13 protein-coding genes are annotated in these 14,559 nt (G+C 52.4%); 9 read left to right on the forward strand and 4 right to left on the reverse strand.

Annotated features, from left to right (window positions below; genetic code table 11):
* Window positions 1–12: 12 nt before the first annotated feature.
* The 3 genes from rpmA to cgtA all read left to right on the forward strand — a co-directional run bounded on the left by rpmA (window position 13) and on the right by cgtA (window position 2,523).
* On the forward strand, window positions 13–270 hold the full coding sequence (gene rpmA / locus QLG21_RS13120; RefSeq protein WP_004385076.1) for a 50S ribosomal protein L27: 258 nt from the start codon (window positions 13–15) through the stop codon (window positions 268–270).
* A 95-nt stretch (window positions 271–365) separates the two neighbouring features.
* Complete coding sequence (locus QLG21_RS13125; protein WP_006178773.1) at window positions 366–1,331, forward strand: DMT family transporter; 966 nt, start codon at window positions 366–368, stop codon at window positions 1,329–1,331.
* A 16-nt stretch (window positions 1,332–1,347) separates the two neighbouring features.
* Window positions 1,348–2,523, forward strand: coding sequence for an Obg family GTPase CgtA (gene cgtA / locus QLG21_RS13130; RefSeq protein WP_006178772.1), 1,176 nt, complete (start codon window positions 1,348–1,350; stop codon window positions 2,521–2,523).
* Window positions 2,524–2,557: 34 nt separating this feature from the next.
* Here cgtA and pmrB read toward each other — a convergent pair whose 3' ends face one another.
* Entirely contained in the window at window positions 2,558–3,601 is a 1,044-nt protein-coding gene (gene pmrB, locus QLG21_RS13135; protein ID WP_282484564.1) for a two-component system sensor histidine kinase PmrB, read from the reverse strand.
* Window positions 3,598–4,260: a two-component system response regulator PmrA gene (gene pmrA / locus QLG21_RS13140; protein WP_282484565.1), complete on the reverse strand. Its 663-nt coding sequence runs from the start codon at window positions 4,258–4,260 to the stop codon at window positions 3,598–3,600. Before pmrA ends, pmrB begins: the two co-directional genes overlap by 4 nt.
* Window positions 4,261–4,464: 204 nt before the next feature.
* Between pmrA and opgB the strand changes: the two genes are divergently transcribed.
* Entirely contained in the window at window positions 4,465–6,801 is a 2,337-nt protein-coding gene (gene opgB / locus QLG21_RS13145; protein ID WP_282484566.1) for a phosphatidylglycerol--membrane-oligosaccharide glycerophosphotransferase, read from the forward strand.
* A 42-nt stretch (window positions 6,802–6,843) separates the two neighbouring features.
* Here opgB and dacB read toward each other — a convergent pair whose 3' ends face one another.
* Window positions 6,844–8,277, reverse strand: a complete 1,434-nt coding sequence (gene dacB, locus QLG21_RS13150) for a serine-type D-Ala-D-Ala carboxypeptidase (protein WP_006178769.1) — start codon at window positions 8,275–8,277, stop codon at window positions 6,844–6,846.
* 248 nt (window positions 8,278–8,525) lie between these two features.
* Here dacB and greA point away from each other — a divergent pair, with 248 nt between their 5' ends.
* On the forward strand, window positions 8,526–9,002 hold the full coding sequence (greA, locus tag QLG21_RS13155; RefSeq protein WP_006178768.1) for a transcription elongation factor GreA: 477 nt from the start codon (window positions 8,526–8,528) through the stop codon (window positions 9,000–9,002).
* Window positions 9,003–9,153: 151 nt separating this feature from the next.
* On the opposite strand, the gene yhbY is transcribed toward greA, so the two are convergent.
* The gene (gene yhbY / locus QLG21_RS13160; RefSeq protein ID WP_003861814.1) at window positions 9,154–9,447 is read right to left on the reverse strand and encodes a ribosome assembly RNA-binding protein YhbY; all 294 of its coding nucleotides are present in this window, start codon (window positions 9,445–9,447) and stop codon (window positions 9,154–9,156) included.
* Window positions 9,448–9,574: 127 nt separating this feature from the next.
* Between yhbY and rlmE the strand changes: the two genes are divergently transcribed.
* The 4 genes from rlmE (at window position 9,575) to glmM (ending at window position 14,516) form a co-directional block, all read left to right on the forward strand.
* Window positions 9,575–10,201, forward strand: a complete 627-nt coding sequence (rlmE, locus tag QLG21_RS13165; RefSeq protein ID WP_006178766.1) for a 23S rRNA (uridine(2552)-2'-O)-methyltransferase RlmE — start codon at window positions 9,575–9,577, stop codon at window positions 10,199–10,201.
* Window positions 10,202–10,303: 102 nt separating this feature from the next.
* Window positions 10,304–12,238, forward strand: a complete 1,935-nt coding sequence (gene ftsH, locus QLG21_RS13170) for an ATP-dependent zinc metalloprotease FtsH (RefSeq protein WP_006178765.1) — start codon at window positions 10,304–10,306, stop codon at window positions 12,236–12,238.
* Between the two features lie 99 nt (window positions 12,239–12,337).
* A complete protein-coding gene (gene folP, locus QLG21_RS13175; protein ID WP_282484567.1) occupies window positions 12,338–13,186 on the forward strand; it encodes a dihydropteroate synthase in 849 nt (282 codons plus the stop codon).
* The gene (glmM, locus tag QLG21_RS13180; RefSeq protein WP_282484568.1) at window positions 13,179–14,516 is read left to right on the forward strand and encodes a phosphoglucosamine mutase; all 1,338 of its coding nucleotides are present in this window, start codon (window positions 13,179–13,181) and stop codon (window positions 14,514–14,516) included. Before folP ends, glmM begins: the two co-directional genes overlap by 8 nt.
* Window positions 14,517–14,559: the final 43 nt, after the last annotated feature.

Raw genomic sequence — 14,559 nt, forward strand, 5'->3', positions numbered from 1 at the left:
GGAGAGATTTAAATGGCACATAAAAAGGCTGGCGGCTCCACACGTAACGGTCGCGATTCAGAAGCTAAACGCCTTGGCGTTAAGCGTTTCGGTGGCGAATCCGTTCTGGCGGGTAGCATCATCGTTCGTCAACGTGGTACCAAATTCCACGCTGGCAACAACGTAGGTTGCGGTCGTGACCACACTCTGTTTGCTAAAGCAGACGGTAAAGTGAAATTTGAAGTTAAAGGCCCGAACAACCGTAAATACATCAGCATCGTTGCTGAGTAAGGTTTTCTCGGTCCGGTAACGGATTAAAGCCCCGCAACGTGTTGCGGGGCTTTTTACATTGGAAACCCGGAAAATTTTCTGTAGGGAAAACGGGCATGAAGCAGCAGGCCGGCATTGGTATTCTTTTGGCGCTGACCACCGCGATGTGTTGGGGTGCATTGCCAATTGCAATGAAGCAGGTTCTGGAAGTGATGGAGCCGCCGACGGTGGTGTTTTATCGCTTTTTGATGGCGAGTATTGGCCTCGGTGCCATTCTGGCGATCAAGGGCAAGCTTCCGCCGCTGCGCCTCTTCCGTAAACCGCGCTGGCTGGTATTACTGGCTATCGCGACGGGCGGGCTGTTCGGGAACTTCATTCTGTTCAGCTCTTCCCTGCAGTATCTTAGCCCCACGGCGTCGCAGGTGATTGGTCAACTTTCACCGGTGGGCATGATGGTCGCCAGCGTCTTCATCCTCAAAGAGAAGATGCGCGGGACGCAGATTGTGGGGGCGAGTATGTTGCTCTGCGGGCTGGTGATGTTCTTCAACACCAGCCTGATTGAGATTTTCACCCGGCTGACGGATTACACCTGGGGTGTGATTTTTGGCGTGGGTGCAGCAACGGTCTGGGTGAGTTACGGCGTCGCGCAAAAGGTGTTATTGCGTCGCCTGGCCTCACAGCAGATCCTCCTTTTGTTGTACACTTTGTGTACAATAGCACTGTTGCCGTTAGCAAAACCGGGTGTGATTACCCAACTGAGCGACTGGCAGCTGGCGTGTCTCATTTTTTGTGGGCTAAACACGCTGGTCGGTTATGGCGCGCTGGCCGAAGCAATGGCGCGCTGGCAGGCAGCGCAGGTGAGCGCATTAATCACGCTGACTCCGCTGTTTACGCTGTTATTTTCAGATTTGTTATCAATGGCCTGGCCCGATGTTTTCGTCAGACCGATGCTCAACCTGTTGGGCTATCTCGGTGCGTTTGTCGTGGTTGCGGGCGCGATGTATTCCGCCATTGGTCATCGTCTCTGGGGGCGCTGGCGCAAAAATGAAGCGGTTGTAACGATCCCCCGCTCAGGCGAATGATTTACGGAGAAGTAAAATGAAGTTTGTTGATGAAGCGACGATTCTGGTCGTTGCAGGTGATGGCGGTAACGGTTGTGTCAGCTTCCGCCGTGAAAAATATATTCCACGTGGCGGCCCTGACGGCGGCGACGGCGGAGATGGCGGCGATGTGTGGCTTGAGGCGGATGAAAACCTCAACACGCTGATCGACTACCGTTTCGAAAAATCTTTCCGCGCTGAACGTGGTCAAAACGGCCAGAGCCGTGACTGTACCGGTAAACGCGGTAAAGACGTGGTCATTAAAGTGCCTGTCGGGACCCGCGTTATCGATCAGGGTACCGGTGAAACCATGGGTGACATGACCAAACACGGTCAGCGCCTGATGGTGGCAAAAGGCGGATGGCACGGTCTGGGCAACAGCCGTTTTAAATCCTCCGTGAACCGTGCTCCTCGTCAGAAAACCATGGGTACGCCGGGTGACACGCGCGATCTGCAGCTTGAACTGATGCTGCTGGCTGACGTGGGTATGCTGGGTATGCCAAATGCAGGTAAATCAACCTTCATTCGTGCCGTGTCTGCCGCGAAGCCGAAAGTGGCAGATTATCCCTTCACCACGCTGGTACCAAGCCTGGGCGTTGTCCGCATGGACCACGAAAAGAGCTTCGTGGTAGCAGATATTCCGGGCCTGATCGAAGGCGCGGCAGAGGGCGCGGGTCTGGGGATTCGCTTCCTGAAGCACCTTGAGCGTTGCCGTGTCCTGCTGCATATCATCGATATTAACCCTATTGATGAATCCGATCCGGTGGATAACGCCCGTATCATTATTGGCGAGCTGGAAAAATACAGCGAAAAACTGGCAGGTAAGCCGCGCTGGCTGGTCTTTAACAAGATCGACCTGATGGACAAAGCGGAAGCTGAAGCCAAAGCGAAAGCCATTGCTGAAGCGATGGGTTGGGAAGATAAATACTATCTGATCTCTGCGGCAAGCCAGATTGGCGTGAAAGATCTCTGCTGGGATGTGATGAACTTTATCATCGAAAACCCAATCGTTCAGGCTGAAGAAGTGAAACAGCCAGAAAAAGTCGAATTCATGTGGGATGACTACCACCGCCAGCAGCTCGAAGAGCAGGAAGCGGAAGAAGATGATGAAGACTGGGACGATGACTGGGATGAAGATGACGAAGAAGGCGTCGAGTTCATCTACAAGCATTGATTCCTGCAAGAAGCCCCTGTTAAGGGGCTTTTTTTTATCCTAACCTCGAAGGCAGCCAGCAACTGGCAATTAAGCCGCCTTGTGGGCCGTTCTCCAGCGTTAAATGACCGTGGTGGAGCTGAACGATACGCTGCACGATGCTCAGCCCCAGGCCGCTTCCACCGTAACGCTGGTCAAGACGTCTGAACGGTTCGGTGATTGACTGCCGATGCGCTTCCTCGATGCCCGGCCCCTCATCAATTACGCTGACCTGCGTTCCCCCGTCCCGCTCGGTGAGCGTCACCTCGATAGTTGTCCCCACAGGGCTGTAGCGGGCGGCGTTCTCAAGCAGGTTCCTTAGCATCAGACGCAGCAGGACAGGGTCTCCCTGCACCGTAAGTGCGCTGTCAGCGGGCCATATCACCTTGTGCTCTTTGGCTTCATGCTCAAGGCCCAGCGGGGCGATGATGGTTTCAGTCCAGTTGACGGTATCGTAATGCCCGCTGGCCATCGCCTGCCCTGCACGGGCCAGCATCAGCAGTTGTTCTACGGTATGCATGAGCTGGTCGATGCGGCTTATCAGCGGGGCCGCCTGAGGCGAGCCGGATTGCGCCATCAGCTCCAGATGCAGCCGGATACCGGCAAGCGGCGTTCGCAGTTCGTGGGCCGCGTCAGCGGTGAACAGGCGCTCCTGCTGGATAGTGTGATCCAGACGCGCCAGCAGCTGATTTAATGAGGTCGTGACCGCGCCAATCTCTTCCATATCAGAATACATGGGCAGAGGGGTGAGATTATCCGCCGAGCGGTTGGCGAGGCTGACGCGCAGCTTATTGAGCGGTCGGGTTATCCAGGTCACCGCCCAGAACGAAAACAGAAGGGTAAAGCCGACCATGACCAGCGAGGGGACCAGCAGCGAAGCAATGGCCTCGCGGATCTCTTTTTCGACGTGGCTGTTACGCGCTTTCGCCGACAGGGTTTCACTGACCAGAAAGCCAATCTGCTCGCGGCTCTCATGCCACAGCCAAATCACGCTGATCAACTGGAAAAATAACAGGATAACCGCCAGCAACACCATTAATCGCCGACGCATGCTGTTCATTTCTGACTCTCAAGGCGATAGCCTACGCCGCGTACAGTTTTAATTCTGTCCTTGCCGAGCTTGCGCCGCAGGTTATGGATGTGAACTTCAAGGGTGTTAGAACCTGGATCGTCCTGCCAGGAGTAAATGTCCTGCTGCAGCGTTTCACGGTGCACTGTCTGCCCGCTGCGCATAATCAGGCGGGTCAGGAGGGCGAACTCTTTTGGCGTGACTTCAACGGGCTGAGACTGGCGCAGCACCTGCTGGGTTTGCAGATTGAGCGTGATGTCTCCGTCCGTCAGCAGATTATCGCTGTGCCCCTGATAGCGGCGGATAAGCGCCCGCACGCGGGCCTGAAGCTCTGCGAGCGCAAAGGGTTTCACCAGATAGTCATCTGCGCCCGAGTCGAGGCCGTTAATGCGGTCTTCAATGGCATCGCGCGCCGTGAGGATCAGCACCGGGTTTTCAACGCCCCGGCGACGCCACTGGCTTAACAGCGTGGCACCGTCTTTATCTGGCAGGCCCAAATCAAGGATTACCAGGCTGTACTCGCCGCTCTGGATCAGGGCGTCCGCTTCTGCTGCCGTCGCGGCACAATCGAGCGCATAACCCTCATTGGTCAGCGCAAGCGCCAGCCCTTCCTGCAATAACAGATCGTCTTCAACTATCAGGAGTTTCATCTCAGTTTGTTCTGCCTTTTATCCTTTCAATTTCATGATTATGGCAGAAAGGAAGACTCGTGCCTTGCTGCATTCTGCCTTTAATCTTAATAAAATCCTAATTTATTTTAAATGAATAGTGAGGCTGTGACTCAAAAGATATACTAATAATCTTTTTCATAAACTGTCATTGTCAGTAGCGTCCAGCAATTAACGAGTAATAGAATGGAATCTTTTAGTTTATTAATGCTTTCTGCATGCTGTATTTTCTGTGCAACGGCTGTTTACCGATATAAAACTCAACAAAATGCTTACATTTCAGTATTCATTTTTGTACTGACCGTTGTCTCTGTCTTCCTGGATGGTTTCTGGGTCGTATGTCAGTACTTTACCGGTGATGGGGTCAACGAGTCCGTTCTTTACACGCTGACGACAACAATGGAAGGCGGTGAAATTAATGATTACATTTTGCCATCAATATTAGCAATTCTGTTTTGTGTTTTAACCATTATTGTCATTCATAGAATCTTATTTTATGGTGACTCGGGTAAAAAACAAAGTTGGAGTTACGCGTTTTTAGCGACGTGCTGCAGTGTCCTTGCATTGCTGATATCACCAGCATTTTCACAAATTAGCAGAAATACATTACTGGCAGAAAAAATAGATGGATCTGATTTTAATGAATATTTTGTTAATGAGGCCAGTCAGATAGACAAACCAAAATTCAATCTGGTCTATATCTATGGTGAAAGTCTGGAACGCACTTATTTTAATAATGACGTGTTTCCTGACTTGCTGCCCGATTTGAATACGTTCCGTGAAAAAAGTATGGATTTTTCCGAAACATTACAAATGCCAGCCACCGATTTTACCATCGCCGGTATTGTTGCTTCGCAATGTGGGCTACCATTATTTAAACCCACGGCGTTTAATGGCCAAAACACGGCCAGTAGTTTTTATCCTGAAAGTCATTGCCTTGGCGATATACTCAGCGCATCAGGTTATGAGACGTATTTTTATCAAGGTGCCAACTTACACTTCGCTGATAAAGATGCTTTTTTTAAGGTTCACGGCATAAAGCATGTATGGGGTCTTACTGAGTCGGGCCTGCAGGATAATTTTGACGTACAAAATAACTGGGGGCTTTATGACAATGTGGTGTTTGATAAAGCCTGGGAAAAATTTAGCGAATTATCCGCCTCAGGCCAGCGTTTCGCACTGTTCACGCTGACAGTCGATACGCATCCTCCTAGAGGCTATATTTCACCCGGTTGCAGCAAGAAAAATTACCAGATTGATGGGCGCTCGGTTGAAGCGTTAAGCGCTGTGCTGTGCAGTCAGGAAGATATTGCCCGGTTTGTTGAACGCATCCAATCCTCTCCCTGGGCCCGTAACACGATTATAGTTCTTTCATCAGATCATCTGGCTATGCCCAGCACGGCGGTTTCAGTCGACTATCTGAACAAACTCGAGCGTCGGGATCTGTTTTTCGTCCTTGGGCCCCAGGTGAAACCTGGTGTAAAAGCGCAGCCCAGAACCACCCTGGATAACGGTGCGACCGTTCTTGATCTGTTGGGGGGGGGAACAAAAATAGGTCTGGGAAGGAGTTCCGCCAGCGAAAAATCTCTCGCGGAAAGCGTACCCGACTTCAAGAATAAGCTTTACGCATGGGGCGATAGCATACGTAACCTCTGGGGGACGCCGAACCATATTGATCGTTTTACCGTTAATACTCGAGAAAAGACATTTTCGTTTAGCGGCCGTACCTACCCCTTGCCGATAGTCATTGATATCAAAAAGGATCAAGTATTGCCTGTCATTGATGATGACAGTCGAGACATCTCATTAAGGCAATCGCTGGCGTATTTATCCGAAGGCGAAAAATTTATATGGGTTGATAAATGTTTCCATCCAGGAACCGTCTGGATGAACAGTCTGGTGCTTTCTGAAGCGTGGTGCGTGACTCAGGGGAGAGCCGGTGGAAATATCGTAGTCAAAAAAATCGATGGTGAGAAATATGACGGCAAAGTGAATACTGATGATACGCCGACAAATACCGCGCGCTATCAGCGTGAGCAGGCGCTGTTGAAAGTGAATCCTGAAGATATTCGTTATGTCTCTGATACCTTCAAATTTGGTCTGGATGGCAGACCTACTTTCATCGAAAACATAATGGGGATTGGTCGACAAGAACCCTGGGGGCGCTGGTCGGATGCGCTTACTTCTCCTATGGTGATGCTGTTATATAAATCGCCTTTTCCTCAGAAATTTGATGTAGAAATTGAAGCGAAAGCCTATGGCAAAAATATCAATGCTCCGGTAGCAATTACCATCGGAGATCAGACGCAATACGCTAAATTCGGGGAAAATCCGACTCGCGTAACCCTTCATTACACGGGTGATATGTACTCACGTTTGATCACCCTTACTCCGCCTGAGCCAACACTAAGCCGTGAAGGCAGCATATTAGGGCAAAGTTTCACCTCACCCGTCAGGAAGATAGGTATAGGGCTGGTTGAAATAAAAATTGTGCCAGTAGCAGGAACGGCTGAGCGGAAATGAAGTATAGCGGTGGCCTGCACGCGATACAGGCCACCGTTATCGTCAATTATTTTGATAAATGTCTTTGTATAGCCTGCTTTCGAAGCGCACCAGGGGAATACGACGATTACGCTGGTCTGCTGGTTCGACGGCATAGCCGGAAAGATACTGTACGAACGCCATGCGTTGTCCACTGGCGGTCGTGATAAAACCTGCCAGGTTATACACGCCCTGCAGCGAGCCTGTTTTAGCCGAGACCTTTCCATCCACTCCCGCAGCATGAAGCCCGGCGCGGTACTGAAGGGAGCCATCGTGCCCGGCAAGCGGCAGCATCGTAATAAAGTTTAGTTCAGTGTCGTGCTGTGCAATGTACTGCAGCACCTGCATCATGGTCGCGGGGGAGATCAGGTTATGGCGTGACAGCCCTGATCCATCGACGGCAATCGTATTGCCAAGGTCGATCCCCGCCTGCTGACGCAGGATCTGCCGTACAGCGTCAGACCCCGCACGCCAGGTACCCGGCACGCCGAAACGCGCATGGCCAATCATGCGGAACACCGTATCCGCGATCATATTGTCCGATTTTTTCAGCATAATCCTAAGCAGATCGTGCAGCGGCGCGGACTGTTTGCTGGCGATGACGTTACCCGGCTGATTAACCTGCGTCTGGCGCAGCAGGGTGCCAGAATAGGTAATTCCGGCCTGTTTGAGTTCGTCTTTAAGAATGGCGCCTGCGTAACCCGCACCGTCCTGAATAGCAAAGGCCAGCGGTAGCGGGTCGGCACGCTGCGTGAGGCAGCCGGTGAGCGTGTAGCGGTTTAAATCACCCGGGACGACGTCCAGCTCGCAGTACTGCGCATCCGGCGATCCTTTCGCCAGCGTACGCACCTGGCTGAACATCGTGACCGGGTAGTAAGAGGCGACACGAATAAAGGCTAAATCATTCGGCTTTGGTGCACTGTAAAGCGACACGGAGAAGCAGTTACGGTCAACGATAGCCGCGGCCGGCGGGGCGCTAAAGCACTGCGTCATGTCGTTCCACGGCCAGCCTGGGGCTTTATCATGGCTGGCAAAAATAGAGGTGTCGATCAGTACGTTGCCATCGATCTTTTGCACGCCAGATTTTTTCAGCACCGCCACCATGTTGCGAATATCCTGGCGCTTGAACGTGGGGTCACCGCCGAATCGGGCGATAAGATCGCCTTTCAGCTCGCCACCGTCGATGTTACCTTTGGTCTCAAGGGTGGTGGTAAAGCGGAAGTCAGGACCAAGCTGAAGCAGCGCGGCGAGGGCGGTGATCACCTTTTGGGTACTGGCAGGCAGCGCCATCTGTTGACTGTGATAGTCAATATCGGGTGCCTGGGCTCCAACCTTCTGCACCATCAGCGCAAGGTTAGCCCCTGCGGGCAGCTGGTTAATGTACTCATCAACATTCGCGGCCTGAACGGTGAACGTGATACTGGTAGTCAATCCGATGATAAATCTGGAAAATCGCATAGTCTCGCGCTAACAACCCGAAAACAAACCGTCATACTACGGTGCATGGCACTGCAAAGTAAACGATGACCCATAGTGAACTTCGCGGTAAAATGCGTATCAAATTGAAAAATTGCTGCTGACCTGGGATTTTGTTCCCGGGTCGGTTTTCTTTTTGCTTCTGGCCCGCCCATGGTTGGATGTACATGGGCGCAGGGGCCGGAGCAGGTGACGCTGCTCCCAACAGGAATGTTCAAGAGGTATAACAAATGCAAGCTATTCCGATGACCTTACGTGGCGCAGAAAAACTGCGCGAAGAGCTGGATTTCCTTAAATCCGTACGTCGCCCTGAAATCATTGCTGCTATCGCGGATGCGCGTGAGCACGGCGACCTGAAAGAAAATGCTGAATACCACGCCGCGCGTGAGCAGCAGGGCTTTTGCGAAGGCCGTATTAAAGATATCGAAGCAAAGCTGTCTAATGCGCAGGTTATCGATATCACCAAAATGCCAAACAATGGTCGCGTAATTTTCGGTGCTACCGTTACCGTGCTGAACCTGGACAACGACGAAGAGCAGAAATACCGCATCGTTGGGGATGACGAAGCTGACTTTAAGCAGAACCTCATCTCGGTAAACTCGCCGATTGCGCGCGGCCTGATTGGCAAAGAGCAGGACGATGTTGTCGTCATCCGCACCCCGGGTGGTGAAGTGGAATACGAAATTATTAAGGTTGAATACCTGTAATTCGCATCTCCAATAAGATGTTGATACATTGTAAAGATAAGAAAAAGGCCGCATAGCGGCCTTTTATCAACTTAAGTAGCGTGGCATTTTGCTCACCTGCTGACAGAAATCCCTCGTTTTACACAGAAAATGTGTTCGATTCAGGATATCCTTAGCGTGGCAGCGAGATTTTACGCTCTTTAGATGGGCGATAGAGCACCAGCGTTTTACCGATGACCTGTACATTACAGGCGCCGGTTTCGCGCACGATGGCTTCCACGATCAGGTTTTTAGTGTCTCTGTCTTCAGAGGCGATTTTCACCTTGATCAGCTCGTGGTGTTCCAGCGCTTGTTCAATCTCGGCAAGCACCCCTTCGGTCAAACCATTGTTGCCAAGCATAACTACCGGCTTGAGCGGATGTGCCAGACCTTTAAGGTGCTGTTTTTGTTTAGTACTCAGATTCATCGTATATTTTTGCTTACGTTGGGATTGAAAACGGTTCATTCTACCGCCATCTCCCTAATATCGCCAAATAGCTGCGTAGAAATTTACGTCACAGGCAAGCAACGATGAACCAGGACGGAAATGTTAAATGACAGGTAAAAAGCGTTCTGCCAGCTCCAGCCGCTGGCTACAGGAACACTTTAGCGATAAATATGTTCAACAGGCGCAGAAAAAGGGGTTGCGTTCCCGCGCCTGGTTTAAACTTGATGAAATACAGCAAAGTGACAAACTTTTTAAGCCGGGAATGACGGTTGTCGATCTCGGTGCAGCACCTGGCGGATGGTCTCAGTATGCGGTTACGCAAATCGGCGGAACGGGCCGAATCATCGCATGCGATCTTTTACCAATGGATCCTATCGTTGGTGTGGACTTCCTTCAGGGCGACTTTCGTGATGAATTAGTACTGAAAGCGTTACTTGATCGTGTAGGTGACAGTAAGGTCCAGGTTGTCATGTCTGATATGGCACCAAATATGTGTGGAACACCGGCGGTGGATATCCCCCGCGCCATGTATCTGGTGGAGCTAGCGTTAGAAATGAGTCGTGATGTACTAGCGCCTGGTGGTAGTTTTGTTGTGAAGGTGTTTCAGGGCGAAGGTTTCGAGGAGTATCTTAAGGAAATTCGCTCCCTGTTTGCGAAGGTCAAAGTTCGTAAGCCGGACTCTTCCCGGGCTCGTTCTCGAGAAGTGTATATTGTAGCGACCGGGCGAAAATGATAACCGGTGGATTTCAAACGAAAGTTTGAATGACACTGGATATAGAGTATCCTGACGCTGTTTTTAACACAGTTGTAATATGAGGTTAATCCCTTGAGTGACATGGCGAAAAACCTAATACTCTGGCTGGTCATTGCCGTTGTGCTGATGTCAGTATTCCAGAGCTTTGGGCCCAGCGAGTCGAATGGCCGCAAGGTGGATTATTCTACCTTCCTGCAGGAGGTCAATCAGGACCAGGTTCGCGAAGCGCGTATCAACGGACGTGAGATCAACGTTACCAAGAAAGATAGTAACCGTTACACGACCTACATCCCGGTGAACGATCCTAAGCTGCTTGATAACCTTCTGACTAAAAACGTCAAAGTGGTTGGTGAGCCGCCAGAAGAACCAAGCCTGCTGGCTTCTATCTTCATCTCCTGGTTCCCGATGCTGCTTCTTATTGGCGTCTGGATCTTCTTTATGCGTCAGATGCAGGGCGGCGGTGGCAAAGGTGCCATGTCGTTCGGTAAGAGCAAGGCGCGTATGCTAACGGAAGACCAGATCAAGACCACCTTTGCCGACGTTGCAGGTTGTGACGAAGCGAAAGAAGAGGTGGGCGAGCTGGTTGAATACCTGCGCGAGCCGAGCCGTTTCCAGAAGCTGGGCGGTAAGATCCCGAAAGGCGTGCTGATGGTTGGCCCTCCGGGTACCGGTAAAACCCTGCTGGCGAAAGCCATCGCAGGCGAAGCGAAGGTGCCGTTCTTTACTATTTCAGGTTCTGACTTCGTTGAAATGTTCGTGGGTGTCGGTGCATCTCGTGTGCGTGACATGTTCGAGCAGGCCAAGAAAGCAGCACCGTGCATTATCTTCATCGATGAAATCGATGCCGTAGGCCGCCAGCGTGGCGCAGGCCTGGGCGGCGGTCACGATGAACGTGAACAGACGCTGAACCAGATGCTGGTTGAGATGGACGGCTTTGAAGGTAACGAAGGTATCATCGTTATCGCGGCAACTAACCGTCCGGACGTTCTTGACCCTGCGCTTCTGCGTCCAGGTCGTTTCGACCGTCAGGTTGTGGTCGGTCTGCCGGATGTTCGCGGTCGTGAACAGATTCTGAAAGTTCACATGCGTCGCGTACCGCTGGCACCTGATATCGACGCGGCAATTATCGCGCGTGGTACCCCGGGCTTCTCCGGTGCGGACCTGGCGAACCTGGTCAACGAAGCGGCGCTGTTTGCTGCTCGCGGCAACAAGCGCGTCGTGTCCATGGTCGAGTTCGAAAAAGCGAAAGACAAAATCATGATGGGTGCGGAACGTCGCTCCATGGTGATGACGGAAGCGCAGAAAGAGTCCACGGCATATCACGAAGCAGGCCACGCGATTATTGGTCGCCTGGTACCGGAACACGATCCGGTGCATAAAGTGACGATTATTCCGCGCGGTCGTGCGCTGGGCGTGACGTTCTTCCTGCCGGAAGGCGATGCAATCAGCGCCAGCCGTCAGAAGCTGGAAAGCCAGATTTCGACCCTGTACGGTGGTCGTCTGGCGGAAGAGATTATCTACGGTGTGGAACATGTTTCGACCGGTGCGTCCAACGATATTAAAGTGGCGACAAACCTGGCGCGTAACATGGTGACCCAGTGGGGCTTCTCCGACAAACTCGGTCCGCTGCTGTATGCAGAGGAAGAGGGTGAAGTATTCCTGGGCCGTTCCGTCGCGAAAGCCAAACATATGTCCGATGAAACTGCACGTATCATCGACCAGGAAGTGAAAGCGCTGATCGAACGTAACTACGCTCGCGCACGTCAGATCCTGAACGACAATATGGACATTCTGCATTCGATGAAAGATGCGCTCATGAAATATGAGACTATCGATGCTCCGCAGATTGACGACCTGATGGCACGTCGCGAAGTGCGTCCGCCAGCGGGCTGGGAAGACCCAGGCGCTTCCAACAATTCTGACAACAATGGCACCCCGCGTGCACCGCGTCCGGTCGATGAACCGCGTACGCCAAACCCGGGTAACACCATGTCAGAACAGTTGGGTGACAAGTAAGTCACTGCTGTTGATGCGTTTGTCTTAACTTCAAACCCTGGAGCTTGCTCCGGGGTTTTTCTTTTTCGCTAAACCATATAGATACCAGGGATTTTTGCCATGAAACTTTTCGCCCAGGATTCGCATCTTGAACTCTCACATCCTCATGTGATGGGTATCCTGAATGTTACCCCTGACTCCTTCTCCGACGGCGGTACGCACAACACGCTTATTGAGGCGGTTAAGCACGCGAATTTGATGATCAATGCGGGTGCCACCATCATTGATGTTGGCGGGGAGTCCACGCGTCCGGGGGCGGCGGATGTTTCATTAGACGAAGAGTTAGCGCGTGTGGTGCCGGTGGTTGAGGCGATTGCTCAGCGTTTTGAGGTATGGATTTCTGTCGATACATCAAAGCCTGAAGTGATTCGCGAAGTGGCGAGAGTGGGTGCTCACATCATCAATGACATTCGCTCGCTGTCCGAGCCGGGCGCGCTGGAGGCGGCGGCAGAAACCGGTTTACCGGTGTGCCTGATGCATATGCAGGGGCAGCCGAAAACGATGCAGGAAGCGCCTAAGTACGACGATGTCTTTGCCGATGTAAATCGCTTCTTTATTGACCATATCGCACGCTGTGAACGTGCCGGCATCCCAAAAGAGAAATTGCTGCTCGACCCGGGGTTCGGTTTCGGTAAAAATCTCTCACACAACTATGCACTGCTTGCACGCTTGTCCGAATTCCATCATTTCGGCCTTCCGCTGCTGGTGGGTATGTCGAGAAAGTCGATGATCGGACAATTGCTGAATATCGGACCGAGTGAGCGTCTCAGCGGCAGCCTCGCTTGTGCGGTAATTGCAGCGATGCAGGGAGCACACATTATTCGCGTCCATGACGTAAAAGAAACAGTAGAAGCCATGCGCGTGGTAGAAGCCACCCTGGCAGCCAAGGAAAACAAACGCTATGAGTAATCGTAAATATTTTGGTACCGATGGTATCCGTGGGCGCGTTGGCGATGCTCCAATCACTCCTGATTTTGTTCTGAAGCTGGGTTGGGCGGCAGGTAAGGTGCTGGCGCGTCACGGTTCGCGTAAGATCATCATCGGTAAAGATACCCGCATTTCAGGCTATATGCTGGAATCAGCGCTGGAAGCAGGTCTGTCGGCTGCGGGGCTTTCCGCCTCCTTTACAGGCCCAATGCCGACGCCTGCCGTAGCCTATCTGACTCGCACCTTCCGCGCGGAAGCGGGGATTGTCATTTCAGCTTCGCACAACCCATTCTATGACAACGGCATCAAGTTCTTCTCCATCGATGGCACTAAGCTGCCGGATGAAGTTGAAGAAGCCATTGAAGCCGAAATGGAAAAAGAGATCACCTGCGTGGACTCCGCAGAGCTGGGTAAAGCGAACCGCATTGTCGATGCCGCTGGACGCTATATTGAGTTTTGCAAAGGCACCTTCCCGAATGAACTGAGCCTTGCCCACCTTAAAATCGTGGTGGACTGCGCCAACGGTGCGACCTATCACATTGCGCCAAACGTTTTCCGCGAGCTGGGTGCAAAAGTCATCACCATCGGCTGCGAGCCGGATGGCCTGAACATTAACGAAGAAGTCGGCGCGACGGACGTGCGTGCGCTGCAGGCGCGCGTGCTGGCTGAAAAAGCTGACCTCGGAATTGCGCTGGATGGTGACGGCGATCGCGTGATCATGGTCGACCACGAAGGCAACAAGGTCGATGGCGATCAGATCCTCTACATCATTGCCCGCGAAGGGTTGCGTCAGGGCCAGCTGCGCGGCGGTGCGGTCGGCACGCTGATGAGCAACATGGGTCTTGAGCTGGCGCTGAAACAGCTGGGTATCCCGTTTGTTCGCGCGAAAGTGGGTGACCGCTACGTGCTGGAGAAACTGCAGGAGAAAGGCTGGCGCATTGGCGCAGAAAACTCAGGTCACGTGATCCTGCTCGACAAAACCACTACCGGTGACGGCATCGTTGCGGGGCTTCAGGTGGTTGCGGCGATGGCGCGCAACCACATGAGCCTGCACGATCTGTGCAGCGGCATGAAGTTGTTCCCGCAGATCCTCGTCAACGTGCGTTTTACCGTCGGTAAAGGCGATCCGCTCGAAAATGAACAGGTGAAAGCGGTGACGGCGGAGGTTGAAGCTACGCTCGGCTCGCGGGGCCGCGTGCTGCTGCGTAAGTCCGGCACCGAACCGTTGATTCGCGTTATGGTGGAAGGCGAAGATGAGGCGCAGGTCACGGAATTAGCCCATCGCATTGCGGATGCGGTGAAATCTGCATAAGCCAGTAATGTCATTTTTTTGTTAAGGGGGCGATTCTAATCGC

The organism is Enterobacter sp. V87_3 (genome assembly GCF_029967835.1).
Taxonomy (GTDB): domain Bacteria; phylum Pseudomonadota; class Gammaproteobacteria; order Enterobacterales; family Enterobacteriaceae; genus Enterobacter; species Enterobacter cancerogenus.